The organism is Streptomyces griseoloalbus, from assembly GCA_014650015.1.
GTDB classification, from domain to species: domain Bacteria; phylum Actinomycetota; class Actinomycetes; order Streptomycetales; family Streptomycetaceae; genus Streptomyces; species Streptomyces griseoloalbus.
In genome coordinates this window covers 25,385-50,102 of the sequence record BMUD01000005.1, presented here as the reverse complement: position 1 = coordinate 50,102, position 24,718 = coordinate 25,385, and the positions used below count along the sequence as shown (strand labels likewise).

The following is a 24,718-nucleotide window of genomic DNA, read 5'->3' as shown; positions in this document are numbered from 1 at the left end:
TCCCGCCCGCCCCTGCGAACCCGTTACGGCTTGGGGACGGCGCAGCCGCTCGCGCTCAGTTCGAGCTTGTTGTCCGCACCGAAGCAGGCGGGGAACCGGTAGGTCTGCTGGGCGTAGTTGATGCTCTGGCGGACCGTCACGTTCCCGCCCTCGTCGACCTCGCACGGGTTGTTGACCGTGCAGCGCTCGCCGTCCTCGTTGCCGGTGTTGTTGACGGCGACCACCGTGCCGGTGGCGCCGTCGACGACCGGGGAACCGGAGGTGCCGCCGATGGTGTCGCACGCGGAGGTGTAACGGACCGAGTCCTTCCAGGTCCAGTCGCCCTCCTTCATGCGGTACGCGAACCCGTCGATGGAGCAGGTGTAGACGCGCTTCCAGTAGCCGGAGACCACGCTGATGGCGGTACCGGCCTGCGGGCGGCTGTCGGCGAGCGTCAGCGCGTCGATGCCGTACGCGCTCTTGATCTGCGCGTACGTCGTGCCGAGCCGGTAGATCGCCGCGTCCGTGTCGGTCATGGTCGCGTACAGGAGCCGGTCGGCGCGCAGGGTGGCGACCTTGGAGCCGGAGGAGTTCAGCAGCCCGAAGGTACGGCTGGACGCCTGGTCGACGACGACCTGGCCGGGGGCCGGGAAGCCGCTCTCCAGGCAGTGGCCGTTGGTGAGCACGAGCGCCGGGTCGTCGGCCGCCGAGTCGGGCATGCGGACGACGGAACCGGAGCAGTTGCTGAGCGAGACGGTGCCGGCGAAGTTCACCGCGCCTTCCTTGGGCGCGGTGAGGCCGGACAGGGTGTCCGCCGCGGTCCCGACCGTGTCGTTGACGACATCCATCAGCGTGGTCGGGCTCGCGCCCGTGGTCGTGTCCGCGCCCGTGGGGGAAGGCGCGGCGGCGACCGCGGGGGCCGCGCCCGCCCCGGCGAACGCCAGGGCGCAGAGCGCGACAACGAGAGGTTTTCTCATGGGGGTCCCCTCTTGCGACGTCGGGCGGCCGGAAATCCTCCGGCCGCCCACAGAATTGTCATGCGCATTGTCAGCATGCGAATGACGAGGGGGCAAGGGCTTGTTTCCGGCCGGTAACCCGGCGCGCCGCGGCCCTCAGGGTCGCCCGGGCCTGCGGAGAAACCGGGGGCTGCCGTGGGGAGGCTCGGTGTGGAGGTGATGGAGGCGCACACCCCCGCGGACATAACCACTCGAACCGACGCGTCTCACGTGTCGGAGAACACGGCCCAAAAGGCATGACCGGGTCGTAAGCTCCCTGCATGCAGGTGATCCAGTCGACCAAGCTCGCCAACGTCTGTTACGAGATCCGGGGCCCGGTGCTCGAGGAGGCGATGCGGCTGGAAGCGGCCGGTCACCGCATCCTCAAGCTGAACACCGGCAACCCGGCCGCCTTCGGCTTCGAGTGTCCGCCCGAGATCCTGGAGGACATCCTCCGCAACGTGTCGTCGGCCCACGGCTACGGCGACGCGAAGGGCCTGCTGGCGGCGCGCCGGGCGGTCGTGATGCACAACCAGACCCTCGGCATCGAGACCGACGTCGAGCACGTCTTCATCGGCAACGGCGTCTCCGAGCTGATCGTGATGGCGATGCAAGGGCTGCTGGACGACGGCGACGAGGTGCTGGTCCCCGCGCCCGACTATCCGCTGTGGACGGCCGCCGTCTCGCTCTCCGGCGGCACGCCGGTGCACTACCGCTGCGACGAGCAGTCCGACTGGATGCCGGACCTCGCCGACGTGGAGCGCAAGGTGACCGACCGCACCAAGGCGCTCGTCATCATCAACCCGAACAACCCGACCGGCGCGGTCTACGACGAGGCGGTCGTCAAGGGCCTGACGGACATCGCCCGCCGCCACAACCTGCTGGTCTGCTCGGACGAGATCTACGACAAGATCCTCTACGACGACGCCGAGCACATCCCCACCGCCTCCGTCGCCCCCGACCTGCTCACCCTGACCTTCAACGGCATGTCGAAGGCGTACCGGGTGGCCGGTTACCGGGTGGGCTGGATGTCGATCTCGGGCCCGCGCGCGCACGCCGACTCCTACATCGAGGGCCTGACGATCCTGGCGAACATGCGCCTGTGCGCGAACATGCCGGGCCAGCACGGCGTGGTCGCGGCGCTCAGCGGACGCCAGACGATCAACGACCTGGTACTGCCGGGCGGCCGGCTGCGCGAACAGCGGGACGCGGCGTACGAACTGCTGACCCAGATCCCGGGCGTGAGCTGCGTGAAGCCGAAGGGGGCGCTGTACCTCTTCCCGCGGCTCGACCCCGATGTCTTCAAGATCAAGGACGACCGGCGGATGGTCCTGGACCTGCTGCGCCGCGAGAAGATCATGGTCGTCCAGGGCACCGGCTTCAACTGGCCGGAGCCGGACCACTTCCGGGTCGTCACCCTGCCGTCGGTCACCGACCTGCGGGACGCGGTGGGCCGGATCGGCCGCTTCCTGGACGGCTACGGCCAGCCCTGACGGCGGCGCGCTCACCCTGCGTGCATCATGTCGTCCGGTTTTGTGAACGACTCAACTTTAGACGAGATCTAAGCTAGGATGGTTTCCTGCCGGCGTCCAGGAGGCCATCCATCATGTACGAACCGATCCGCACCAAGTCGGTCCACAGCACGATGGCCGACGCCCCCGACGACTTCCCCCACCGCACCCGTGAGGAAGAGCTGGACATCCAGCTCGCGGGCCATCTCGCCGCGCTGCTCGCCGTCACCGACGACCTGCGCCTGGTGGCGCCCGCGGCCGACCTGGACACCGCGGCCGAACGGCTCGCCGAGCAGGTCGCCCGCCTGCGGGGTGGACGTACGCCGGCCCGCGCGGCGGCGACCGCGCCGGGCCGCGAGCCGCACACCGACGCCCTGCACCGGCGGGCGCACGCCCTCGCGGGCCGCGCCCTGGTCGTCGCCGCCTCCCGCGCCGACACGGCGGCGGCGATCCTCGCCGCCGAACGGATGGACGCGCACACCGCGGCCCTGCAGCCGCGTGCGCTCGCGTCCCACTGAGCCCCACCGGGCTCCCTGAACGGCCCCGGTCCGCGTGCACCCGCAGCGACGCGCGGACCGGGCGCCCTGCATCACCCCACCGCCGACGGGGCACTCCGGGCGTGCTGCCCGGAGTGCCCCGTCGGCGTTGCGCGTGAGGTCAGCGGGTGACGCGGAACGTCGCCGACGCCGTGGCTCCCTCGTGCAGGTCGTCACCCGGCCAGCCGACCGTGTAGGTCGTCTCGCCCCGGGTGCGCGGCAGGTCGTCGATGACGAAGGTGCCGTCCGCCGCCACGGTCACCGACGACAGCGTGCCGGTGCCGAGCCGGTCGGTGCGCCCCACCTTGAGCACGGCCCGCTCGGGCAGCGCCTTGCCCTGCGCGGCGAACGTCCCGGTAAGCCGGACACCGCTGCTCATCGACGCCTCAGCCGGGGCGGTGAGCGCGATCGAGCTGGCCGCCTTGCCGACGGACACGGTGTGCGTGACGTCGGTGGCGGGGCGGTGGGTCAGGTCGCCGAGGAACGACACGGTGTACGTGGCATCGCCGACCAGGTCCGGTTCGTCGAGCACGGTGAAGGTGCCGTCCGCCTTGACGGTGGTCGTGCCCAGCTCGTGCGTGCCGTTCGCGTCGGTGCGGGTCGCCGTGACCTTCAGCGGCTCGGCGGGGGCCGGGCCGTCCAGCTCCAGCTTGGAGAACACCTGTCGGTCTTCCACTGCGTCACGCACAACGACGCGTCCGACCCGGTGACGGCCGACGGCCGCCTCGTGCCCCGGTACTGGGAGGCTCCGCAGCCGCACTACCCGGGCACGTTCTGGCGGGTGCTGCTCCAGCGTGACCCGGGGGTGCCGGAGGCGGAGCCGGAACCGGCCGTGCGCGCCCTGCCCCTGACCCTGCGTCCCTTCGTGGACGCCAAGGGGCCGTTCGGAGCGCGTTTCAAGGTGGGTGGTACGGCGTCCCAGGCAGTGCTGGCCGCACCCTCGCCGTGATCCTGGTTCTGGGCGTGACTACCGATTGCGTCCGGTGGACACGCCGACATCGTCGCCGGCGCGGACGGCGGCGGTGAGCCGGCCGTGTCAGGCGGTGGGGGCCGACTTGAGGGACGTGACGAACGATGTCCAGGCCGGTGCCGTGATGGTGAGGACCGGGCCGTGGGGAACCTTGGAGTCACGGACGGGGACGACGGCGGTGTGGGCGTCGCAGACCTCTACGCAGTCCCCGCCGTCGCCATTGCTGTAGCTGCTCTTGCGCCAGCGGGCGGCGCCGGGGAAGTCCTCGGCGACTTCCAGGCAGTCACCGCCGCTGCCGTTGCTGTAGCTGCTCTTGCGCCAGACAGCGGTGCTCAAGTCATTCGCGTTGCTCGCCATTTCGCACATCCTCTGCCGCTTGCTCAATGAGGGCCAGGGACGCCTCCAGTGGCAGTGCGGCGGCCCTGAGCAGATCGTACGACCTTCGGTACTCCTTCACGAGGCATGGATCCTCGATGGTGTCCCCACTGTGCAGCGCCTCCGTGTAGACCAGCGGTGGTGCATCGGGGAACGTCATGATCTTGGCGGTGCCCAGCATGAACGGGTGCGCACCGCAGTTCCACGGAAGGATCTGCGGAACGATGCGGTGCCGCCTGGCCAACGCGGCAATGTGCTCCCACTGTTCGGCGGCCTGGTCCGGCGGGACGATCGGCTGACGGAGCAGTGACTCCGACAGGATGGCCCAGTACACGGGTGTCTTGTGGTTCTCCTCGAAGAGACGGGCCCGCGCCAGTCGGGCGGTGGCCTTCTCCTCCACCTCCTCGCCCGGGGCCAGCGGGTGGGTCGCCCGCACCACCGCCCGCGCGTACGCATCCGTCTGCAACAACCCCGGGATCAGCGTCGGAGACCACTCCTCGATGGTCTCCGCGTGCTTCTCCGCCTCCAGCACCCGCTCGAAGTAGCTCGCGTGCCCCCGCCGCTTCGCCCGCCGTACGTCCTCGCACCGCCGCCGGAAGAACCCGTCCGTGCCGAGCACGCGGTCCACGTGCTCGGCCAGTTCCGCCGGCATCCGGCGCGTGCCGCGTTCGATCTCGCTGAGGTGGCTCGGCCCGTAGAAGCTGCCCTCGACGAGCTGCTGGAGGGTGAGTCCCGCCTCCTCCCGTTTCCAGCGCAACTCGCTGCCGTAGAAGGTCGGGACGCCCGTCGAGCCGTCGATGTCCTTGCGCTGCCCCATCGTTCACCGTCCTAGGTGTGCCGTTACCGCCCGCTTCCCCGGCATTCCCCCGCCCCTACCAACTCCCGAACCGCATACGTGCAGTTCAGGACCGGGATGCCGAAGTGCTGTCACGCTACGCCGACCGGCGGCACAGTGTGAGCAGTTCGTCACACAGCGCACTGGAAGGTGTGAACCACCCATGCACAGCCCCTCCGAAGCCGACGCCTGCGCCGAGGAACTGCGGGCGGCGCTCGCCGCACACGGCATCACGCTGCCGTCCCTCGGGGTCGACCTGCCGACCTTCGCCTCCCGCTGCCCGACCCGGCCGCTGATCACGCTCGGCAACTGCAACCTCCTCACCGCCCAGGCCCTGACGGCCGCCCTCCGCAAGGGGGCCGAGTGATGCGGCCGATGACGACCCTGGAGCTGCTCGCGACCCCGACCGAGGTGTCCGGCGTGCGGCGGACGCTGCGCGAGTACGGCACCGACGTCCAGCTCTGCGCGAGCGAGCTGGTCACCAACGTGATCCAGCACCTCGGCGAGGGAGTTCCCGTCACCGTCCGCGTCCTGCGGGACAGTGACGGACGTACGCGCCTGGAGGTGACCGATCCCGACCCCCGTGCGCTGCCCGTCCTGCGTGCGGCGGTGGCCGACGAGGACGAGTCGGGGCGGGGGCTCGCGCTGCTCGACGCGCTGACGCTGAGGTGGGGCGTGGCGCAGGGGTCCGACGGCAAGACCGTGTGGTGCGAGCTGGGGGCGCGATCACCGGACAGGGGCGCGGTCCCGGGTGGGGACGAGACTCCACGCCGTGATCCGATGTCGGTCGCGTGCGCGCCGTCCGGCCACCCGGTCCCCGGCCCGGAAGGCGTCGGGCTCCGCCGTCAGCAGGCCGCAGTTCCTGAGGACCGTCAGCGGCAGTGAGGCCCGGCGAACCAGGGTGGTCGAACCGACCACCCGACAACGCGCGTGCCGGCAATGGCTGAGGAACTCTTCCCACGGAGTCTCTGCGCACGGATGGCGAGAACTTGGGCACTCAGATGCTGTTGGCGATGCGCTCGTGGTCCCGTTCGCCCTCGCGGGTCTGGATACCAGCGGCGAGCAGCTTGTGGGCGAGTTCGGTGACCTCATCGCCGAACGCCGCGAACAGGCCCTCGTTCTCAACGGCGTACGCCGCACGCGGAATCGGCTGCGCGACCGCGTCGACCGCAGCCTTCGTGATGGAGATCACCTCCGGCCGGAGGCCGGCGATCCGTCGGGCGAGGGTGTCGACGAAGGAATCGAGTTCCGCGGCGGGCAGGGCACGGTTGATCAGGCCGTACCGTTCCGCGAGCTCCGCGCCCACGAGTTCGGCGCCGAGGATGAGCTCCAGCGTGCGGGCCCTTCCTGCCAGGCGCGTCATGTTCACCGTGCCGCCGCCTCCGGGCAGGATCCCCATCAAGGACTCCGGCTGCCCCTGCCCCGACTTGCCGATCGCCGCGAATCGCATGTCCAGGTACATGAAGAACTCGTTGCCCGCGCCGCGCGCGAAGCCCGCCAGCTTGCCGATGGTGACCTGCGGCAGCGAGCGGACCTCTTCGCTCATCGCCTGGAGGATGTTCAGGCCTTCCGGGACGGTCGAGCCCGGCGCGGCCGCGATCGCAGCGCGAGTGGCCGCAGGCAGCGCGTCAGGGTCGGTGAGGTAGGCCATGTCACCGTGCGCGACGAAGAACTCCGGGTCAGCGCTCTCGAAGACAATGACGCGGACGTCGGCGTCGTCCCGCACACGCGCGACGAATGCCCGGAGTGACGGAAGGAGGACCGCGTCCATCAGATTGAGCGGCGGGTGATCGATGGTCACCGTCGCGACCCCGTCCGAGACGTCGATCGTCAGGGCGGGAAGGTCTTCATAGCTCATGAGGTGGCTCATTCCGCGGTGAGGGACGGCCCGCGACCGGGCCGCCGGCTGGGGACAGCGTCGCGAATCTCAGCGTCGCGACTGACACTGAGTATCACGTTAGAATCCTGTACCCAAAGAAGCAAACAAGTGTGCCGGAGTACACTCGTCCCCATGAGCGCAACGCCAGTCGGTACCCGTGAGATCAGCCGCCACGCGGTGCGAGCAGAGCTGGCCCGCGTGGCGTTCAACCGGTTCTGCCTCACCGGCTTCGACCAGGTCACCTTTGCCGACCTCTCCGAAGCCGCCGGAGTGTCGCGGAGCACCTTCCTGCGCTACTTCGGCACCAAGGAAGACGTGGTCCTGTTCGTCTTCGACCCTGTCGGTGACGTCATCGCTGACGCGCTCGATGCCGACCGGGCCAACCAGGACGACTGGAGCAGGCTGCGCAACGCCCTGGAGTCAGCCGTGACGTTCCTCGTGCGCGACGTCCAGGAACTCGTGACGATCCTCGGCCTCATCGAGCAGACCCCAGCCCTGTGCGCACGCCTGCGCGAGAAGCAGGCTGAATGGCGACCAGGGATCGTCGCCCGACTGCAGAAGACAACCTCCTCGACCGACGGGTCATCGGTCATCGCCCACGTTCGCGTAGCGGCGGCGCTCGAATGCCTGTGGATCGTCCTCGGGCAATGGAGTGCGAGCGGCGGCGACGAGGACCTCGGCGAACTGCTGGACGCTGCGTTCGCCGCCTTCTCGACCCCGGCATGCCAGCAGACGCACGCTCCGTCGTAAAGGGCCGAGGCGGCGGCCTCCTTCCCGTTGCGTACCGGTATCACGCGGCCACCGGCCGTTCACGGGCCGCCCGGGAACGTTGGATTCCGCAGGCATGCTCCGGACGTGAGACGAATGAGGGGAATCCTCCTCGCGGTCCTGCTGATCGGTGGCGTGGTGGCCGCCGTCGTCACGGGCCGGGACAGCGCCGGGCAGGTCCGGACCGCCGTAGACATGCCGGGCGGTCCCCGGACCGCAGTGGGTCAGTACGGCTGGACCAGGGCGTGGGCGGCGCCCGGTACGCCGGTCCTCAGGAGTTCGTCCTCCTCGGCGGTCGTCCTCCCGCCCGTCTCCTGCTTGAGTACCGCGCGGGACAGGGCCTGTACCCACAGGGCGCGGGGCCGGCGCCGCTCCTCCCACGCCCTGAGCGCCGCGGGGACGTCGGCGTGCGCGTCCAGGGACTCGGCGAGCACGATCGCGTCCTCGACGGCCATCGCCGCGCCCTGCGCCAGCTGCGGGGCACTCGCGTGGGCCGCGTCACCGGCCAGCGCCACACGGCCCACGTGCCACGGCGCGTCCACCGTCACCTGGGAGATCCTGGAGTACACGACGGCCGCGGGGTCGGTGGCGGTGGCGAGCGCCTCGGCGACCGGCCCGGAGAACATCGTCAGCCGCTCGGCGAGCTGCTCGTGCGCACGCTCCGGGTCCGGTCTGAAGTCCTCGGCCTCCGCGGACACCGCGCCCAGGTACATCGAGTCCTGCGTGATCGGAGTGAGCAGCGCCTTCGCCTCCTGCCCGGCGGTGCTCATCACCACACCCCGCACCTGGGGCGCGCGGGGCACCGTGACCCGCCAGTTGGCGAAGCCGGTGTACTCGGGGGTGTAGCGGTCGCCGTACAGGCGCGTGCGCACCGGGGAGCCGATGCCGTCGAAGCCGACCACCAGGTCCCAGCGGTCCGACGAGCCGTCCGAGAGGGTGACGTCGACGCCCGAGCCGTCGTCGGTGAGTTCCGTGACGGTGGCGGAGAACCGGATCTTCGCACCGGCCGCCACCGCGGCGGCACCGAGCACCCGCGCGAGCGCCGGGCGGGGGATGCCGTTGGCGGGGGGAGCGTCACCCATCCGGGGCTGCGGGATACGGGCCAGGGCGTTGCCCGCAGGATCGGCGATGGTGAGGATCTCCCACGCGAAACCGGCCGCGAGGCAGTCGTCGAGCACCCCGATCTCCCGCATGACGTGCAGCGCGTTGGACGGCTGGATGATGCCCACGCCGAGCGCCTCCAGTGCGCCGCGGAGTTCGGCGACCTCCACGGTGTGGCCGCGCCGGGCCAGCGCGGTGGCGAGGGTGAGTCCGCCGATGCCGCCGCCGTGAACGAGGACGCGCAGCTGTGAGGCCATGTCGGTGTCTCCGGGAGAGTGTGGGGAAGGGCGGACGGTCAGGCGACCGACGCGTTCAGGCGCGCCAGGTGGTCGACGAGGGTGAGCAGCGTCTCCTTGCCGTACGCGCGCTCCCGGGCGTCACCGATCAGCAGCGGCACATGCGGGTCGAGGTCGAGGGCCGCCCTGATCTCGTCGGGGGTACGGGTGTTGTGGCCGTGGAAGCAGTTGATGGCCACCACGAACGGGATGCGCCGGCTCTCGAAGAAGTCGATCGAGGCGAAACTGCTGTCCAGACGCCGGGTGTCGGCGATGACCACGCCACCGAGCGCACCATGGACCAGGTCGTTCCACATGAACCAGAAGCGTTCCTGGCCCGGAGTGCCGAAGAGGTACATGACCAGGTCGGCGTTGATCGTGATGCGTCCGAAGTCCAGGGCGACGGTGGTGGTCTCCTTGTCCCCGACCCCCGCCAGGTCGTCGACGCCGATGCTGGCCCTCGTCATGTACTCCTCGGTGTGCAGCGGCGCGACCTCGCTGACCGCACCCACCAGGGTGGTCTTGCCGACGCCGAATCCGCCCGCGACGAGGATCTTGACGGCGGCGGGCGCCGCCTGACTGGTGATCATGGCTTCTACAGTCTCCGGAGTCCGTCACGAACGGCGGCCAGCAGGCTCGGGTCGACGCCGCCCGCCGCCCAGGCCACCGTGATCGGCGCCCGCGCGGCGAGCAGGCCCTGGCCGACGAGGTCGGCCAGCAGGATCTTGGTCACCGACACGGCGAGGTCGAGATCGGCGGCGACCTCGGCGACCGCCGCGGGTTGGCGGCAGCGATCCAGAATGCGGCGGTGCTCCGGCTGGAGCCTGCCCGGCCGCACGGGCGCCCCGCGCTCGTCGCGCGGGTCCTCCACGGTCGTGAGCACGGTGATGAGGGTGAGGTCGTCACGTGCGGGAGCGGTGCGGCCACGGGTGATGGTGTACGGACGCACCATGCTCTCCGCGCCGTCCTCACCCGCGTCGTCGTGCTCCCATCCCGGGTTCACGCGCCGGTTCCCTGCCCCATGCCGAAGGCGTCGAACCCAGCGCGGGCCGCCGTGCCGAGCTTCTGCCCGACCTGCTGCACGAGGTTGTGCATGGCGAGCGACATCACCTCCGCGTCCACCTCCTGGGAGGCGACCACGGCCAGGTGGGTGCCCTGGCCGGCCGCGATGATGAAGAGCCACAGGTCGGCGAGTTCGACGATGACCTGGTGGACGACACCGCCGTCGAAGAGCTGTCCCACACCGCGGGCCAGGCTCTGCTGGCCGGTGCAGATGGCGGCCAGACGCTCGGCGTCCGCGCGCGCGATGCTCTGCGAATGGCTCACGACCAGGCCGTCGTCGGACAGCAGAACCGCGTTCCTGGTCTCGGCGACCGAGTCCACGAGGCCGTCGAGCAGCCAGTCCAGGTCCTGGTGGGTCGCGGTGGTACGTGTCATGACTCCTCTTCTTCTCTCATCGGGTGGCGAGGGGAACCGGATTCGGGCGGCGCCGGGGTCCGTCCCTCACGGGCGGCCCGCGACCGGCGCTGGAACGCGCCGATCGTCGCCCCGGCGCGGCGCGGTACGGGGCGCAGCATCGGATCGTCCTGCCAGCGGGGAGGCCTGGGCAGCGGGGGCCCGGCCGTGGGGTCGACGCGCAGTTCGTCGGCCAGGCTGGCCTGGCGCACCCGCCGCGGCAGCGGTGCCTCGTCACCGGTCAGGGCGGGGCCGCCGCCGGCCTCGGCACCGGTTGGGGGCGGCTGCGGTACCGCGTACGCACCTTGGTGGACGGGGGTTTCACCGGCGTGGGCCGGGGCGGTCCCGGCCGGGTACGGCGCGGGACCGGTGCCGTAAGGGGTTGGATCGGTGCCGTAGGGGGCGGGACCGGTGCCGAAGGAGGCGGGAGCCGGATCGGTCCCGTACGGGGCGGGACCGGTGCCGAAGGAGGCGGGAGCCGGATCGGTCCCGTACGGCGCGGGACCGGTGCCGTACGGGGCGGGACCGGTGCCGTAGGGGGCGGGGCCGGTGCCGTAGGGGGCGTCGCCAGTGCCGTCGTGGTCCTGGACCGTCCCGTACGGAGCGTCGATGTGCGACGTCCGGTCGTCCTGGGGCGTGGGGACACCGACGGGTTCCTGGGCCGGGGCGACCGGGTGGGTGCCGTACTGCGCGGCGGGCCGTTGGTGGCCGTGGCCGTACGGCGTGTCCGGCGTGTCCGCCGTGTCTGCCGTGTCCGGCGTCGGGGCGGCGTCGGTGGGCCAGGGGGCCTGGGCGCGGTGCGGGTCCGGGGACCGCGGGGGCTCCGGCGCACGGGACCCGGCCGGGATCAACGCCGTGACGTCGGCCATCGCCCGACCCTGTACCCGTACGGGCAGCGGCTCCTCGGCGCCGTGCGCGGGAGCGGCCGGTGCCTGCGCGGGCCCGGGGTCCGGGACGAGTGGGGGCACCGCCACCGGGCCCTGCTGCGGCGCGGGGGCGGTGAGTTCGGCCGGGACGAGCACGACCACGCGCGTACCGCCGAACGCGGACGCGCGGAACTCCACCCGCAGCCCGTACTGGTGCGTCAGGCGCGCGACCACGTGCAGGCCCAGGCGGATGTCGTCGGAGTGGGCCAGCACGTCGAACCGGTGCGGACGGGCCATCAGCTCGTTGGCCGCGGCCAGCGCCTCCGACTCCATGCCCAGGCCGCGGTCCTCGATCTCGATGGCCAGACCGCGGCTCACCTCGGCCGCCCTGACCTCGACCGGGCTCGGCGGGCGGGAGAAGGTGAGCGCGTTCTCGATGAGTTCGGCCAGCACGTGCGTGACCGGACCGACGGCCCGCGCCGCGAGCCACGGTTCGCCCTCCTGGTCCAGCACCACCCGCCGGTAGTCCTGCACCTCGCCCTGCGCCGAGCGCATCACGTCCAACAGGGCGACCGGCTTGCGCCACCGCCGGTGCGGGGTGCCGCCGGCGAGGATGACCAGGTTCTCCTCGTAACGCCGCAGCCGGGCGGTGAGATGGTCGAGGTCGAAGAGGCCGTCGAGGACCTCGGAGTCCTCGTGGCGGCGCTCCATCTCGTCCAGTTTCTTCAGCTGCTGCCCGATCAGCTGCTGGGTGCGGCGGGCGATGCGCTGCAGCAGCCGTTCGAACCCGCGATGCTGGTCGGCCTGCTTGACGGCGGCCTTCAGGGCGCTGGTGCGGGCGAGGTTGAGCGCCGCGCCGAGCCGGGTCAGCTCGTCGTCGGCACGGCCGGGGCCTTCGTGCGCGATGGCCCTCGCCTCGGCCTCGACGTCGATCCGCTCGCCCTGCGCGAGCCGCTCCACGACGTCGGGCAGCGCCGCCTCCAGCATCTCGGCCTGCTCCTGCAGGCTGCCGATGCGCCGGCGGAGGTTGCGGGTGAGGCGCCACGTCGTCCAGATCACGGCGACGACGGCGGCGAGACCGACGACAGTGGTGAGCACCATCCTGTACAGCAGCGCCATCACACTCGCCTTGCCCTGCTCATGCACCAGGGCGGTCCGGTGTTCGAGGAGTTCCTCGAAATCCGGGGTGAGGGCGTCCATCGCGCCGCGCCAGGTCTCCCGGTCGGCGTCCAGGGTGACCGGGCCGCCCGCGTCGGGCCGGCCCGCGGCCAGCACCGCCTCCTCCACGCCGGTCTTGTTCTTCCATGCCGCGCTGCCCGTGATCCGCTGCCACATGGCGCGTTCCTCGGCGGGCAGCTTGGACGCGACCTTCACGGTGCTCAGGAAGGACTGCGCCTCGACCGCCTCACGGACCTGCCGGAGCTCCCCGGTGGTCAGCGTGTCCGCGCCCCAGCCGCGGGCCAGCAGCGCATCCGTGCGGGAGATCATCTCCTTGGTCCAGAACAGGTCGACGAGCGGCTGGGAGAGCACGGTGATCCGGCCGTTGTCCACCTGGCTGAGGGACGTGAACAGCTCCAGGTCCACCGCGATCAGGTCGGTGTAGTACCGGTACACCGCCGCCTGCTGGTCCTCGTCGCCGCTGTCGACCAGGGAGCGCTGCGCGGGCAGCCGGTCGATCGCCTCGCGCGCCTCGTCGACCGCCTCCCTGACCTGCCGGGGCGCGTCCCCGGCCGCGGACAGGTCGTCCGACAGCGTCCGGAAGACGTCCACCGCCTCGTCCGTCGCAGCCCGTTGCCGTGCCAGCGCCTTGGCCGCCCCGTCCTGTCCGGCGAGCACCTCGGCGCTGAGGCGGCGTTCCTGCTGGAGGTTGTAGTAGACGATGTTCGACGGATTTCCGGCCTTCTCCGCCAACAGGCCCTGGTCCGCCTGCCGCTGGAAGTCGAGATAGGTCTGGCCGCTGGTGACGGCCCACAGCGCGATCAGTGCGATCCCGGGGACGAAGGCCAGGACGAGGAGTGCCGTCCGCAACGACATGCTCGTCGGGATGGGCTTTCTTGCACGCGAGCGCAGGGCGGACTCCCTCGGACGGACCGGCTTCACAACCGGACGCTTTCAATCACACATGATGCCGCGCGCATATTAGTCATACTGTGCGTTCGATTACCCCAAGCGGGGCGACCTCAGAGAGCGCCCACCGCGGGGCACTTCGGGCATCACCGCCCGGACCGATTCGGTCCACTGCATTCCGGCACCGGTCGGGCACCGCACCTTCACCTCGTCTGGCGCCGAGGGGGACGGCCGGGACGCCGGCAAAGGCCGAGCGCTCCAGTCGGCTCGATCGGCCGGCTGAAGCGCTCGGTCACCCACTGGCCCGTTCGTGAAAGCCCGCGGAGGCGGGCCGAGCCGGGGAAGGCGGGCCGGGTCCCGTCACCGCGGTACCCGTCGGGGCGGACGGAGAGCGGCGACGGGCCCACACCCGCACGCCGTTGTGCGGGCCCCGCCGGTGTGTTCCGCGGCCGGCCGTGACGATCGCTGGTCAGGGCATCCCTGTCCCAACCGGCCGCGGGGTCTGTGCGGGCGTCAGCCCAGGCGCCTCACCAGCGCGTGGTACTGGTCCCACAGCTCCTTGGGCGTGTGGTCGCCGAAGGTGTCGAGGTGCTCGGGGATCAGGGCGGCCTCCTCGCGCCACACGTCCTTGTCGACGCTGAGCAGGAAGTCCAGGTCGGCTTCGGAGAGGTCCAGGCCGTCGGTGTCCAGCGCGCCCTTGGCCGGGAGTACGCCGATGGGGGTCTCGACGCCTTCCGCCCTGCCCTCCAGGCGCTCCACGATCCACTTCAAAACGCGGCTGTTCTCGCCGAAGCCGGGCCAGACGAACGCGCCCTCGTCGTTCTTGCGGAACCAGTTGACGTAGTAGATCTTCGGCAGCTTGGACTGGTCCTTGTCCTTGGCCACGTCGATCCAGTGCGCCATGTAGTCGCCCATGTTGTAGCCGCAGAACGGCAGCATGGCGAACGGGTCGCGGCGCAGCTCACCGACCTTGCCCTCGGCGGCGGCGGTCTTCTCGGAGGCCACGTTGGCGCCGAGGAAGACGCCGTGGTTCCAGTCGAAGGACTCCGTCACCAGCGGTACGGCGCTGGCGCGGCGCCCGCCGAAGAGGATCGCGGAGATCGGCACGCCCTTGGGGTCCTCCCACTCGGGCGCGATGATCGGGCACTGCGCGGCGGGGGTGGTGAAGCGGGCGTTGGGGTGGGCGGCGGGCGTGCCGGACTCGGGGGTCCAGTCGTTGCCCTTCCAGTCCGTCAGGTGGGCCGGGGTCTCCTCGGTCATGCCCTCCCACCAGACGTCGCCGTCGTCCGTCAGCGCCACGTTCGTGAAGACCGAGTTGCCCCACAGCGTCTTCATGGCGTTGGCGTTGGTGTGCTCGCCGGTACCGGGGGCGACGCCGAAGAAGCCGGCCTCGGGGTTGATGGCGTACAGGCGGCCGTCCTCGCCGAAGCGCATCCAGGCGATGTCGTCGCCGATCGTCTCGACCGTCCAGCCGGAGATCGTGGGCTCCAGCATGGCGAGGTTGGTCTTGCCGCAGGCCGACGGGAAGGCGGCGGCGACGTACTTGGACCCGTCTTCCCGTCGCCCACCACCACCCTCGAACGAGGCCCTGCGGGCCGCAGGATCATTCTGCGGCGGGGTCAGCTTGAGGATCAGCATGTGCTCGGCGAGCCAGCCCTCGTCGCGGGCCATGACGGAGGCGATGCGCAGGGCGTAGCACTTCTTGCCGAGCAGGGCGTTGCCGCCGTAGCCGGAGCCGTAGGACCAGATCTCGCGGTCCTCGGGGAAGTGGGAGATGTACTTCGTCCCATTGCAGGGCCAGGGGACGTCCTGCTGGCCGGGCTCCAGCGGGGCGCCGACCGAGTGCACGGCCTTGACGAAGAAGCCGTCGTCGCCCAGCTCGTCCAGGACCGGCCGACCCATGCGGGTCATCGTGCGCATGGAGACGGCGACGTACGCCGAGTCGGTGATCTCGACGCCGATGGCGGACAGCGGCGAGCCGAGGGGGCCCATGCAGAAGGGCACCACGTACAGGGTGCGGCCCTTCATCGAGCCGCGGAAGACGCCTTTCTCGCCCTGGAAGATGTCCCGCATCTCCGCGGGGGCCTTCCAGTGGTTGGTGGGGCCGGCGTCCTCCTCCTTCTCGGAGCAGATGAAGGTCCGGTCCTCGACGCGGGCGACGTCGGTGGGGTCGGACGCGGCGTAGTAGGAGTTCGGACGCTTGATCGGGTCGAGCTTGCGGAAGGTGCCCTTGGCGACGAGCTCCTCGCACAGGCGCTCGTACTCGGCCTCTGAGCCGTCGCACCAGACCACTTGGTCCGGCTGCGTCAGGTCTGCGATCTCGTTGACCCAGGAGATCAGTCCCTGGTGGGTGGTGGGGACGCTGGGAGCCGCGATGTCGCGCGCCACGATTGCTCCTAAATGAGGGGTTTTTTGTTGAGAGGCCCCGTGGGGGCTGCGACCCGGATGCTTCACGGTGAGGTCTCTGGCGCTCATCCGGTGCCGACCGCACTCATTTGATCATCCGACGAGAGTGCCCATCTGTCCAGTGGGGCGCACAAGTGAGCGGCGTGACGATGGCCACGGTTTCTCGCGGCGCTTTACGCGCACGTTGCGTATACCTTGCGGTTTCTTTGTGTGACGATCCGGCGGTGCGCCGGGGAAACAGGCGTGAGATGATGGCCACTTCGCGGAGCCAATGCGTCGGCCCGATCCGTAACTTACGGTTCCGTAGGTACGATTGAGATATGACTGCGTTCGCCCCCGACGCGCCCACGGACCCGCCGGCCGACGGCCGCGGCCCGGTCGCGACCTCCCTGCCGCACCCGGTCAAGCCCAAGCTCCGCGGCTGGCTGCATCTCGGGATGTTCCCCGCCGCCCTGATCGCCGGACTGGCGCTGACCGCCTCCGCCGACTCGGCCCGGGGGCGCCTGGCCTGCGGGATCTACGCCTTCACGGCCTGCCTGCTGTTCGGCGTGAGCGCGCTGTACCACCGGGGCGACTGGAGCCCCCGCATGGACGGGGTGCTGCGCCGCCTCGACCACGCCAACATCTTCCTGATCATCGCGGGCACCTACACCCCGCTGACGATCCTGCTGCTGCCGGACTCCAAGGGCCGCTGGCTGCTGTGGGGCATCTGGGCGGCGGCGGCCGCCGGCATCGTCTTCCGGGTCTTCTGGGTCGGCGCCCCCCGCTGGCTGTACACCCCCTGCTACATCGCGATGGGCTGGGCGGCGGTCTTCTTCCTCCCCGACTTCCTGCGCACCGGCGGCGTCACCGTCCTCGTCCTGGTGGTCGTGGGCGGTCTGCTCTACAGCGCGGGCGGGGTGATCTACGGCATCAAGAAGCCCAACCCGTCACCGCGCTGGTTCGGCTTCCACGAGGTCTTCCACTCCTTCACTCTGGCCGCCTTCATCGCGCACTACGTCGGCATCTCCCTGGTGGCGTACCAGCACGCGTGACGGCCGGTTCACGCGCAGCGGCCGGTCATTGTCGGCCGTGGCCGACAATGACCGGCATGAAGGCCACACGCTCCCCCCACGCTCCCGCCGACCCGGCCCGCCCGGGGCTGCGTGAGCGGAAGAAGACCAAGACCCGTGAGGCGATCCGCGAGGCGGCCTTCGCACTGATCGGGGAGCGGGGGTACGACGCCACGACGATCGAGCGGATCGCCGAGCGCGCCGAGGTGTCGCCGTCGACCGTCTGCCGGTACTTCCCGGCCAAGGAGGACATCGTCCTCACGGACGAGTACGACCGGCCGCTGCGCTCGGCACTCGCCGAGCGGCCCGCCGACGAACCCTGGCCCGCGTCGGTCCGGTACGTGCTGCGCCGGGCCGTCGGCCTCGCGATGGCCGAGCAGCCGGAGACGACGCTGCTGCGGGCGCGACTGCTGCGCGAGGTCCCCGCGGTGCGGTCCCGGATGCTGGAGAGCGTGTCGGCCACCGGCCGCCTGCTCGCCGAGGCGATCGCCGCGCGCACCGGGCTCGACCCGGACGGCCTGGAGGTGCGGGTCTGCACGACGTCCCTGCTGTGCGGACTGCTGGAGGCCGCGACGTACTGGGCGGAACACGGCCACACCGACGACCTCGCCCGCCTCGTCGACCGGACCCTCGACGTGTGCGAGCACGGCCTGCCCGCCCCGGAGGCCCCACGTCCGGCGGACCGCACCCCCTGAGCCGCCGACTCCGCCACGAAGCGCGGCGGTGGCTCCCGCGGCCCGGTGCGCGAACCCCGAGGTGGCGGACCGGGGCATGACATCCTTGGCCGGGTGAACGGTCCCGACATCCACATCGCGTTCGATCCGGAGCTGCTGCTCTTCGTCCCTCAGGCCCGGCCCACGGGCGCCACGAAGGCCGCCACCGACGGTGTCTCCACCCTCGGCCATGTCGTCGAGTCCCTCGGAGTCCCGCTGACCGAGGTCGGCGCGCTGCTCGTGGACGGCCGCGAGGTGCCCGCCGGACACGTCCCGGCCGCCGGCGAGTCGGTGACCGTACGCACCGTCGAACACCCCCAGCGGGTGCCGGGCGCCCCCCTGCGCTTCCTGCTCGACGTGCACCTCGGCACGCTGGCGCGCCGGCTGCGGCTGCTGGGCGTGGACACGGCGTACGAGTCGACGGACATCGGCGACCCTGCGCTGGCCGCCCGCTCGGCGGCCGAGCAGCGGGTCATGCTCAGCCGCGACCGCGGCCTGCTGCGGCGCCGGGAGCTGTGGGCGGGCGCGTTCGTCTACAGCACCCGCCCCGAGGAGCAGCTCCCCTACGTACTGGACCGGTTCCAGCCCGAGCTGCGGCCGTGGACCCGCTGCACCGCCTGCAACGGCCTGCTGCGCCGGGCCACCAAGGACGAGGTCGCCGACCAGCTGAAGGGCGGCACCCACCGCACCTACGACGTGTTCGCGCAGTGCGGCGCGTGCGGCCGGGCGTACTGGAAGGGCGCACACCACGAACAGCTGGTGGCGATCGTGGAGCGGGCCCTGAGCCGGGGTACCCAGGAGGACTGAGTACCGGGCCGGTGCCGCGGGGCCCGTGGGCGCGGTGGGATGGGGCCATGAACAGCACACCGCAGCCGGCCGCCGCCCGGCAGTTGACCGGATGGTCCGTCGCCGGACTGGTTCTGCTGCTGCCCACCGTCGCCCTCGCCTGGCTCGCCGTGCTCGCCGGCGAGCGGGGCAGCCGGTGCCTGACCTACGGCGAGCAGTGCTCCGGGGTCCCCGACGGGGTCGTCCAGGGCTTCTTCCTGACCGCCCTCGCGGCCGGGCTGCTCGCCGCGGTCTGGCCACGGACCCGGTGGCTGCCCGCCCGGTCCGCGGCCGTGGCCGCGCAGTGGCTCGCCATGCTCACCACGGCCGCGCTGATCCTCAGCGGCGCCTGACGCCCCCGTGCCCCGGGCGACGCCGTCGCGGGCCTCGTCCCGGCGCCGAACGCCCTGGTGGGGCGACCGGCTCAGCCACCCAGCGCCACGCGCAACCCGTCCGGATCGGCCGTCGGCGCGTCGCAGGTGAAGTTGCGGCAGACGTAGGCGGCCGGTCCACCCCGGACCAGCGGCCGGTCGGCGAGCAACGGGAACTCGTCACTCTCCGGAGTCCCGACGGCGACCACCGCGCCCGGCGCCGCGCCCAGGAGTGCCGTGCGGTGCAGGATGGCCGTCGACGGGTCGTCGAGCGCCGGGCCGACCACCGCGACCTCCCGCGGTCCGTCCAGCACCGCCTCGGCGACCGCGAGACCCCACCCGATGAACCGCGGCACCCGCGGGCCGAGCGCCTTCACCACGCCCAACGCCCGTTCGGCGGCGGTGCGGTGCGGCTCCGAACCGGTGTGCGCGGCATAGCTCAGCAGCGCCCCCGCCGCGGCGGTCCAGCCGGACGGGGCGGCATTGTCGGTAGGGTCCTGCGGACGCCTGATCAGCCGCTCCGCGTCGGACGCCGTGTCGTACAGGGCACCCGACCCGGCGTCGGTGAAGCGGGCGAGCACATGGTCGAGCAGCAGCCCGGCGAACTCCAGCCACACGCCCTCCCCCGTCACCGACGCGAGCGCCAGGAAACCCTCGGCGACATCGGCGTAGTCCTCCAGCACCCCCGCGTTGGCCCCGACCCGGCCGTCCTTGCTGGTGCGGGCGATACGGGCCTGGTCGTCGAGGTGCAGCCGCACCAGCAGGTCACCGGCGGCGACGGCGGCCTCGACCAGGTCCGGCCGGTCGAAGTAGGCCCCGGTCTCGGCGAGCGCGGCGATCGCGAGCCCGTTCCAGGCGGCGACCACCTTGTCGTCCCGGCCGGGAGCGGGCCGCGCGGAGCGCGCCGCGAGCAGCCGCTCCTTGATGCCGTCGATCCGCCCGGCGTCGAACACCTCGTCCCGCTGCGGCAGTTGCAGCACCGAGGCGCCCTCCTCGAAGGAGCCCTCCTCGGTCACCCCGAAGTACCGTACGGCGAGGTCGGCGTCCTCCTCCCCGAGCACCTCCCGCAGCTGCGCGGGCGTCCACACGTAGTACGCGCCCTCGACGTGCCTGCCGGTGCCGTCGTCGCTGTCGGCGTCCAGCGCGGACGCGAACCCGCCTTCCGCGGTGCCCAGTTCGCGCACCATGAAGTCGGCGGTCTCCAGCGCCACCCGGCGCGCGAGCTGCGAGCCCGTGGTCCGCCAGAGGTGGGCGTAGGCACGGCACAGCAGCGCGTTGTCGTAGAGCATCTTCTCGAAGTGCGGCACCACCCAGTCCCGGTCGACGGAGTACCGCGCGAACCCGCCGCCGAGCTGGTCGTAGATCCCGCCGCGCGCCATCCGCTCGCAGGTGTCCTGGGCCATCTGGAGCGCGCCCTCGGCGCCGGTGCGGGCGTGGTGCCGCAGCAGGAACTCGATCACCATGGACGGCGGGAACTTGGGCGCCCCGCCGAATCCGCCGCGCTGCGGGTCGTACTCCCTGGTCAGCCCCAGCAGCGCCTGCGCGAGCTCCTGCTCGCCGGGCACCTGGTCGTCGCCGTAGGAGATCTCCCGGCCGGCCAGGTCCCGCGCGATCTTCCCGGCGACCTCGTCGACCTCGTCCCGCCGCTCGTCCCACGCCTGGTGGACGCCCTGGAGCACCTGCCGGAAGGACGGCATGCCGTGCCGGGGCGCGGGCGGGAAGTACGTACCGAAGTAGAACGGCTCGGCGTCCGGTGTGAGGAACACGGTCATGGGCCAGCCGCCCTGCCCGGTCGCCGCCTGCACGGCCTCCATGTAGACGGCGTCGACATCGGGGCGCTCCTCGCGGTCCACCTTGATGTTGACGAAGTGCGCGTTCAGCTCGTCGGCGGTGGCCCGGTCCTCGAAGGACTCGTGCGCCATGACATGACACCAGTGGCAGCTCGCGTAGCCGACGCTCAGCAGCACCGGCACCTGGCGCCGCCGCGCCTCGTCGAACGCCTCCTGGGACCACGGCCACCAGTCGACCGGGTTGTCGGCGTGCTGGAGGAGATACGGGGACGTCTCATGCGCCAGTCGGTTCGGCATACCTCCATCCTGCCCGACCCGTGGACAGCCGTCGGGCCACGCCCGGGGCCGCGCCCGCGGGTCCGGGGGCGGTTGCGCCGATCGGGGGCCCGCGGACGGCGCGCGGCCGGCCGCGTGCCGTCCGCGGGCCGTCCGCGGGCCTGAAGCGATGGCGATGGCGGTGACGCAGGCGTGGCGGCGGGCGGTCGTCGCGCTGCGCACCCCGCCGCTGACCGGCTGCGGCCCGCTCCTGACCCCGGCTCGCGCCGGCGCGCGCCACCCGCTTCCTTCGTCACCGGACCGCAACCGGTGATCGTGGCCCCCTCGCGCTGACGCCCCGTCCGCAGCACACTCGTAGCCAAGGGAGTTGCCGCCGGAGGGGGACGTGACATGCGGGACGGTCATCGGGCGGATGCCGAACGGCTGTTGGCGCGCGCCGTGGAGGAGGAAGTGCGCCGGTCGGGCGGGCGTACGGACGGAAAGGTACTGCTGGCGCGGGCGCGCGGGGCGCTGGACGCGATGGCGGCGACGGCCGCCGAGGAGTACGAGGCGTACACGCGCGCCCTGGACGAGGCGGAGGCCGGGCAGCTCACCTTCCGGCAGCGCTACGCCCGGGAGGGCGCCGGGACGCCGCTGCTGGTGGCCGGGGTGGCGGGGGTCGCGGCCGTGGTCGCCGACATGGCCCTCGGGACGGGCACCGGGACGGCGCTGGGCGCGGGCGTGACCGTCGGCGTCGTCGGTGCCGCGGCGACCGTGGTGAAGGTGGCCGGCGCGCATGTGCCCGCCGCCCACCACCGGGCCGGCGCGGTGAGCCAGCCGGGCGGCCCGGAGCAGTTGCGGTTGCAGTGGCTGACGGCACTGGAGGTGCGGGGGATCCGCCCGTTCCTGGACCAGCAGCGGGTGCTGGTCGCGTCCACGGGGCCGAAGCAGGCCGGGCCGCGGCTGCGCGGCGCGGACAAGAGCGCGGCGGCGCGCGGGCGCAGTGTGCTGGAGCAGTCGTTCGGGCAACTGCCCGAACCGCTGGGGCCGTTCGCGGGCCGGCGGCGGGAGATGGCGCGGATCCGGCAGTGGGTGCAGGCGGCCCGCGCGACCGCGGAGACCCAGCCGACGGTGGTGGTGCTGCACGGGCCGTCCGGCAGCGGCCGTACGACGCTCGCGGTGCGCGCCACGCACGACCTGAAGGACTACTTCCGCGGGGCCTGCGTCGTCGATCTGCGCGGCGACAGCCCCGGCGAGCCTCCGCTGTCCACCCGGGACGCGCTGCTGCACCTGCTGAACCGGCTCGGGGCGCCCCGCGAGCAGTTGCTGTTCCGGGAGCGTTCCTCCCCGGACCAGCAGGTCAAGCGGCTGAGCGAGCTGTACCACCAGCATGTGACCGGGATGCCGGTCACGGTCGTCCTGGACGACGCCTCCGATCCGCAGCAGGTCCGCACGCTGATACCCGAGCGGTCCGACAGCCTGGTCCTGGTCACCGCCCGCGCACCGCTCGGCCTGCCCGACGACCTGCCGGCCCGGGTGCACCAGCTGCCGGTGGAGCCGCTGGACCCGGCGGGCGCGGAGGAACTCCTGGCGGCCGCGGCGCAGGACCCCTCGGGGCCGTACGACGCCGACTCCGCCGAGCGGGTGCGGGAGCTGTGCGGCGGCCTGCCGCTGGCGCTGCGGATCGCCGGCGCGGCCCTCGGCCCGCGCTCGCCGCTCGCCCTCGCCACGGACCTGGGCGCCTACGGGCCCGTCGAGCCGGTCGAGCGCGCCCTGTGGCTGCGCTACACCGATCAGCCGGAGACCGGACGGCGGCTGCTGCGCCGCCTGGCGCTGGCCGGACGGGCCTCGATGGGCGCCGCGGCCGCCGCGGCGCTCCTGGCCACCGACGAGGCGGAGGCGACCCGGCACCTGGAGGCACTGTCCCGCGCCGGCCTGATCGACCGCGTACGGCACAGCCGCTACCGGCTGCACGACCTCGTCCGTGCCTTCGCCCTGGCCCGCCTCCTCGACGAGGAGGACCCCGCCGAGCGCACGGCGGCGCAGGAACGGCTGATCGTGAACTACGCCGAACTGGCCGACTCGGTGCTGCGCCTGGTCGACGGCAACATGTCGACCCGCTCGGACCGCTTCGGCCCGTACGGGTTCACCTCGCTGGACGAGGCGCTGCGCTGGCTGGACGACGAGTCGAGCTTCATCACGGCGGCGCTGCGGCACGCGGAGGGCGTGGACCGCAGGGCGGTGCTGAATCTGCTGGGCGCGCTGTGCGACTACTGCCTGCTGCGCGGCGACCTGTACCGGCTCGGGGAGATCAACGAGCTGGCGCAGGCCGTGGACGAGGGGCTGCTGGTCCGCTCGGTGCAGTGGCGCACGGGTATCGCGGCACGGCAGCTGGGTGAGCTGGACAAGGCGCGGACGACGCTGACGTCGGTGGTGGACCTGTACCGGGAGGCACACCACGACGCGGGTGCGGCCCGGGCGCTGACCTCGCTCGGCATCACCCTGCACCACCAGGGCAACCTGACGGAGGCGTCGGCGAAGCTGCGGGAGGCGATGGAACTGCAGGCCGTGCCGGAGCTGGCCACGGACCGCGCCTGGACGATGCACGCGCTGGCGGCGGTGGAGCGCGACCGCGCCCGGCTGTCCGAGGCGCTGGACCTGCTGACCGAGTCGCTGGTGCTGCACCGCGCGGGCGAGTCCGTGCACGGGCAGGCGTGGGCGCACTTCCAGCTGGGGCAGCTGAACCTGCGGATGGGGGACGTCCCGCGCGCCGAGGCCGAGCTGCGTACGGCGCTGGACCTGTACGGCCGTACCCGCGACGCCCGTGGGGAGGCCTGGGCGCTGACCGAGCTGGCGCGGGCCCGGCTGGTGGACGGCGACGCCTCACCGGCGGTGGAGGACCTGAGCCGGGCCGCCGCCCGGCACCGGGACAACGAGGACGCGCGCGGCGAGGCGTGGACGCTGTACTACCTGGGCCAGGCGCTGGAGGAGACCGGGGACCTGGACCGTGCGGTGCGTGAGCTGGAACGCGCCCGCACGATGTTCTCCCGGATGCGGGACGTCTACGGTCTGGCGTGCGCCCGGCACCACTCGGCGCGGGTGACCCGGGACCAGCGGGCCGCCCAAACGGGGTCGCTGCGCAACTCGGGCTTCGCCCGCCAGCTGCTGGTGGACGCGCGCGCCGACTTCCAGCGCATCGGGGTGGCCCACGGCGAGGCGTGGACCTGCCTGGAGCTGGCGGTCGTCGACGCGGGCAACGCCCGTACGCAGCAGGCGCTCGCCCTGTGCGACGAAGCCGTGGCCCTGTTCGTGTCGTACGGCGACCGGCGCGGCGAGGACTGGGCGCGCTTCCTGCGCTGCACGCTGCTGCCGTACGCGGCACCGGGCGGCACGGAGGTCGGCACGGCGGTGGCCCAGGAGGAACTGTCGCAGCTGGGCCGCGCCGGCCACGCCTCCCGCGACGGGAAGCTGAACGACTGCGTGGAGGCGTACCAGCTCCTGCTGGAGCGGGGGGCGAGCCTCGAGGCGGGCTGGCAGGCCTGGCGCCTGGGCCTGGTCCCCGGCCGCCACGCCCGCGAGGTGATGGGCGTGGCGGTGGGACCGAAGGCGTGATCGCGCCCACCGGGGGCAGATGTGCCGCAGGGCGGCACGGGTGGGCGCGACGGCACCCCGCGAGCGCGGGCAGTCGTGCCGG

23 protein-coding genes are annotated in these 24,718 nt (G+C 72.2%); 11 read left to right on the top strand and 12 right to left on the bottom strand.

All coding sequences use genetic code 11. The annotated features are described in order from the left end of the window. Positions 1–23: 23 nt before the first annotated feature. Positions 24–956: a S1 family peptidase gene (locus IE178_RS09205; protein ID WP_193511906.1), complete on the bottom strand. Its 933-nt coding sequence runs from the start codon at positions 954–956 to the stop codon at positions 24–26. Positions 957–1,255: 299 nt separating this feature from the next. Here IE178_RS09205 and IE178_RS09200 point away from each other — a divergent pair, with 299 nt between their 5' ends. Together IE178_RS09200 and IE178_RS09195 are read left to right on the top strand one after the other, a co-directional pair. After that, on the top strand, positions 1,256–2,467 hold the full coding sequence (locus tag IE178_RS09200; protein ID WP_193511905.1) for a pyridoxal phosphate-dependent aminotransferase: 1,212 nt from the start codon (positions 1,256–1,258) through the stop codon (positions 2,465–2,467). A gap of 113 nt (positions 2,468–2,580) precedes the next feature. Next, the gene (locus IE178_RS09195) at positions 2,581–3,003 is read left to right on the top strand and encodes an SCO4983 family protein (protein ID WP_193511904.1); all 423 of its coding nucleotides are present in this window, start codon (positions 2,581–2,583) and stop codon (positions 3,001–3,003) included. 139 nt (positions 3,004–3,142) lie between these two features. On the opposite strand, the gene IE178_RS09190 is transcribed toward IE178_RS09195, so the two are convergent. Further along, positions 3,143–3,697, bottom strand: a complete 555-nt coding sequence (locus IE178_RS09190; protein WP_318279932.1) for a hypothetical protein — start codon at positions 3,695–3,697, stop codon at positions 3,143–3,145. Between the two features lie 51 nt (positions 3,698–3,748). Between IE178_RS09190 and IE178_RS09185 the strand changes: the two genes are divergently transcribed. Next, entirely contained in the window at positions 3,749–3,970 is a 222-nt protein-coding gene (locus IE178_RS09185; protein WP_193511903.1) for a hypothetical protein, read from the top strand. 87 nt (positions 3,971–4,057) lie between these two features. On the opposite strand, the gene IE178_RS09180 is transcribed toward IE178_RS09185, so the two are convergent. Both IE178_RS09180 and IE178_RS09175 read right to left on the bottom strand, forming a co-directional pair. After that, positions 4,058–4,348 (bottom strand): DUF397 domain-containing protein, encoded by a 291-nt coding sequence (locus IE178_RS09180; RefSeq protein ID WP_193511902.1) that lies wholly within the window; start codon positions 4,346–4,348, stop codon positions 4,058–4,060. Beyond that, on the bottom strand, positions 4,329–5,183 hold the full coding sequence (locus IE178_RS09175; protein WP_193511901.1) for a helix-turn-helix domain-containing protein: 855 nt from the start codon (positions 5,181–5,183) through the stop codon (positions 4,329–4,331). Before IE178_RS09175 ends, IE178_RS09180 begins: the two co-directional genes overlap by 20 nt. Before the next feature lie 181 nt (positions 5,184–5,364). Here IE178_RS09175 and IE178_RS09170 point away from each other — a divergent pair, with 181 nt between their 5' ends. Beyond that, positions 5,365–5,568, top strand: coding sequence for a hypothetical protein (locus IE178_RS09170; RefSeq protein WP_193511900.1), 204 nt, complete (start codon positions 5,365–5,367; stop codon positions 5,566–5,568). Continuing rightward, positions 5,568–6,086 carry an ATP-binding protein gene (locus IE178_RS09165; protein WP_193511899.1) on the top strand — a complete coding sequence of 173 codons (519 nt, stop codon included), beginning with the start codon at positions 5,568–5,570 and terminating at the stop codon, positions 6,084–6,086. Before IE178_RS09170 ends, IE178_RS09165 begins: the two co-directional genes overlap by 1 nt. Positions 6,087–6,198: 112 nt before the next feature. On the opposite strand, the gene IE178_RS09160 is transcribed toward IE178_RS09165, so the two are convergent. After that, positions 6,199–7,071, bottom strand: a complete 873-nt coding sequence (locus IE178_RS09160) for an enoyl-CoA hydratase/isomerase family protein (protein ID WP_438874361.1) — start codon at positions 7,069–7,071, stop codon at positions 6,199–6,201. 141 nt (positions 7,072–7,212) lie between these two features. On the opposite strand from IE178_RS09160, the gene IE178_RS09155 reads away from it, so the two are divergent. Then, the gene (locus IE178_RS09155) at positions 7,213–7,830 is read left to right on the top strand and encodes a TetR family transcriptional regulator (RefSeq protein ID WP_193511898.1); all 618 of its coding nucleotides are present in this window, start codon (positions 7,213–7,215) and stop codon (positions 7,828–7,830) included. A 242-nt stretch (positions 7,831–8,072) separates the two neighbouring features. On the opposite strand, the gene IE178_RS09150 is transcribed toward IE178_RS09155, so the two are convergent. The 6 genes from IE178_RS09150 to IE178_RS09125 form a co-directional block, all read right to left on the bottom strand. Beyond that, positions 8,073–9,206 carry an FAD-dependent monooxygenase gene (locus IE178_RS09150; RefSeq protein WP_193511897.1) on the bottom strand — a complete coding sequence of 378 codons (1,134 nt, stop codon included), beginning with the start codon at positions 9,204–9,206 and terminating at the stop codon, positions 8,073–8,075. Between the two features lie 38 nt (positions 9,207–9,244). Beyond that, the gene (locus IE178_RS09145) at positions 9,245–9,814 is read right to left on the bottom strand and encodes a GTP-binding protein (protein WP_184761211.1); all 570 of its coding nucleotides are present in this window, start codon (positions 9,812–9,814) and stop codon (positions 9,245–9,247) included. Between the two features lie 5 nt (positions 9,815–9,819). After that, positions 9,820–10,227 (bottom strand): DUF742 domain-containing protein, encoded by a 408-nt coding sequence (locus IE178_RS09140; protein WP_373301142.1) that lies wholly within the window; start codon positions 10,225–10,227, stop codon positions 9,820–9,822. After that, a complete protein-coding gene (locus tag IE178_RS09135) occupies positions 10,224–10,661 on the bottom strand; it encodes a roadblock/LC7 domain-containing protein (protein ID WP_193511896.1) in 438 nt (145 codons plus the stop codon). Before IE178_RS09135 ends, IE178_RS09140 begins: the two co-directional genes overlap by 4 nt. Continuing rightward, positions 10,658–13,579 carry a sensor histidine kinase gene (locus IE178_RS09130; protein ID WP_193511895.1) on the bottom strand — a complete coding sequence of 974 codons (2,922 nt, stop codon included), beginning with the start codon at positions 13,577–13,579 and terminating at the stop codon, positions 10,658–10,660. Before IE178_RS09130 ends, IE178_RS09135 begins: the two co-directional genes overlap by 4 nt. Before the next feature lie 546 nt (positions 13,580–14,125). Further along, the gene (locus IE178_RS09125; protein ID WP_184761208.1) at positions 14,126–16,000 is read right to left on the bottom strand and encodes a phosphoenolpyruvate carboxykinase (GTP); all 1,875 of its coding nucleotides are present in this window, start codon (positions 15,998–16,000) and stop codon (positions 14,126–14,128) included. Between the two features lie 338 nt (positions 16,001–16,338). Between IE178_RS09125 and trhA the strand changes: the two genes are divergently transcribed. From trhA to IE178_RS09105, 4 genes are all read left to right on the top strand, one after another. After that, a complete protein-coding gene (trhA, locus tag IE178_RS09120; RefSeq protein WP_193511894.1) occupies positions 16,339–17,052 on the top strand; it encodes a PAQR family membrane homeostasis protein TrhA in 714 nt (237 codons plus the stop codon). 56 nt (positions 17,053–17,108) lie between these two features. Further along, positions 17,109–17,765: a TetR/AcrR family transcriptional regulator gene (locus IE178_RS09115; protein WP_193511893.1), complete on the top strand. Its 657-nt coding sequence runs from the start codon at positions 17,109–17,111 to the stop codon at positions 17,763–17,765. Between the two features lie 93 nt (positions 17,766–17,858). After that, positions 17,859–18,590: a Mut7-C RNAse domain-containing protein gene (locus IE178_RS09110; protein WP_184761205.1), complete on the top strand. Its 732-nt coding sequence runs from the start codon at positions 17,859–17,861 to the stop codon at positions 18,588–18,590. Between the two features lie 47 nt (positions 18,591–18,637). Beyond that, on the top strand, positions 18,638–18,961 hold the full coding sequence (locus IE178_RS09105; RefSeq protein WP_193511892.1) for a hypothetical protein: 324 nt from the start codon (positions 18,638–18,640) through the stop codon (positions 18,959–18,961). Positions 18,962–19,032: 71 nt separating this feature from the next. Here IE178_RS09105 and IE178_RS09100 read toward each other — a convergent pair whose 3' ends face one another. Then, the gene (locus IE178_RS09100; RefSeq protein WP_193511891.1) at positions 19,033–21,066 is read right to left on the bottom strand and encodes a thioredoxin domain-containing protein; all 2,034 of its coding nucleotides are present in this window, start codon (positions 21,064–21,066) and stop codon (positions 19,033–19,035) included. A gap of 369 nt (positions 21,067–21,435) precedes the next feature. Here IE178_RS09100 and IE178_RS09095 point away from each other — a divergent pair, with 369 nt between their 5' ends. Then, positions 21,436–24,636 carry a tetratricopeptide repeat protein gene (locus IE178_RS09095; RefSeq protein WP_193511890.1) on the top strand — a complete coding sequence of 1,067 codons (3,201 nt, stop codon included), beginning with the start codon at positions 21,436–21,438 and terminating at the stop codon, positions 24,634–24,636. The last annotated feature ends 82 nt before the right edge of the window (positions 24,637–24,718 follow it).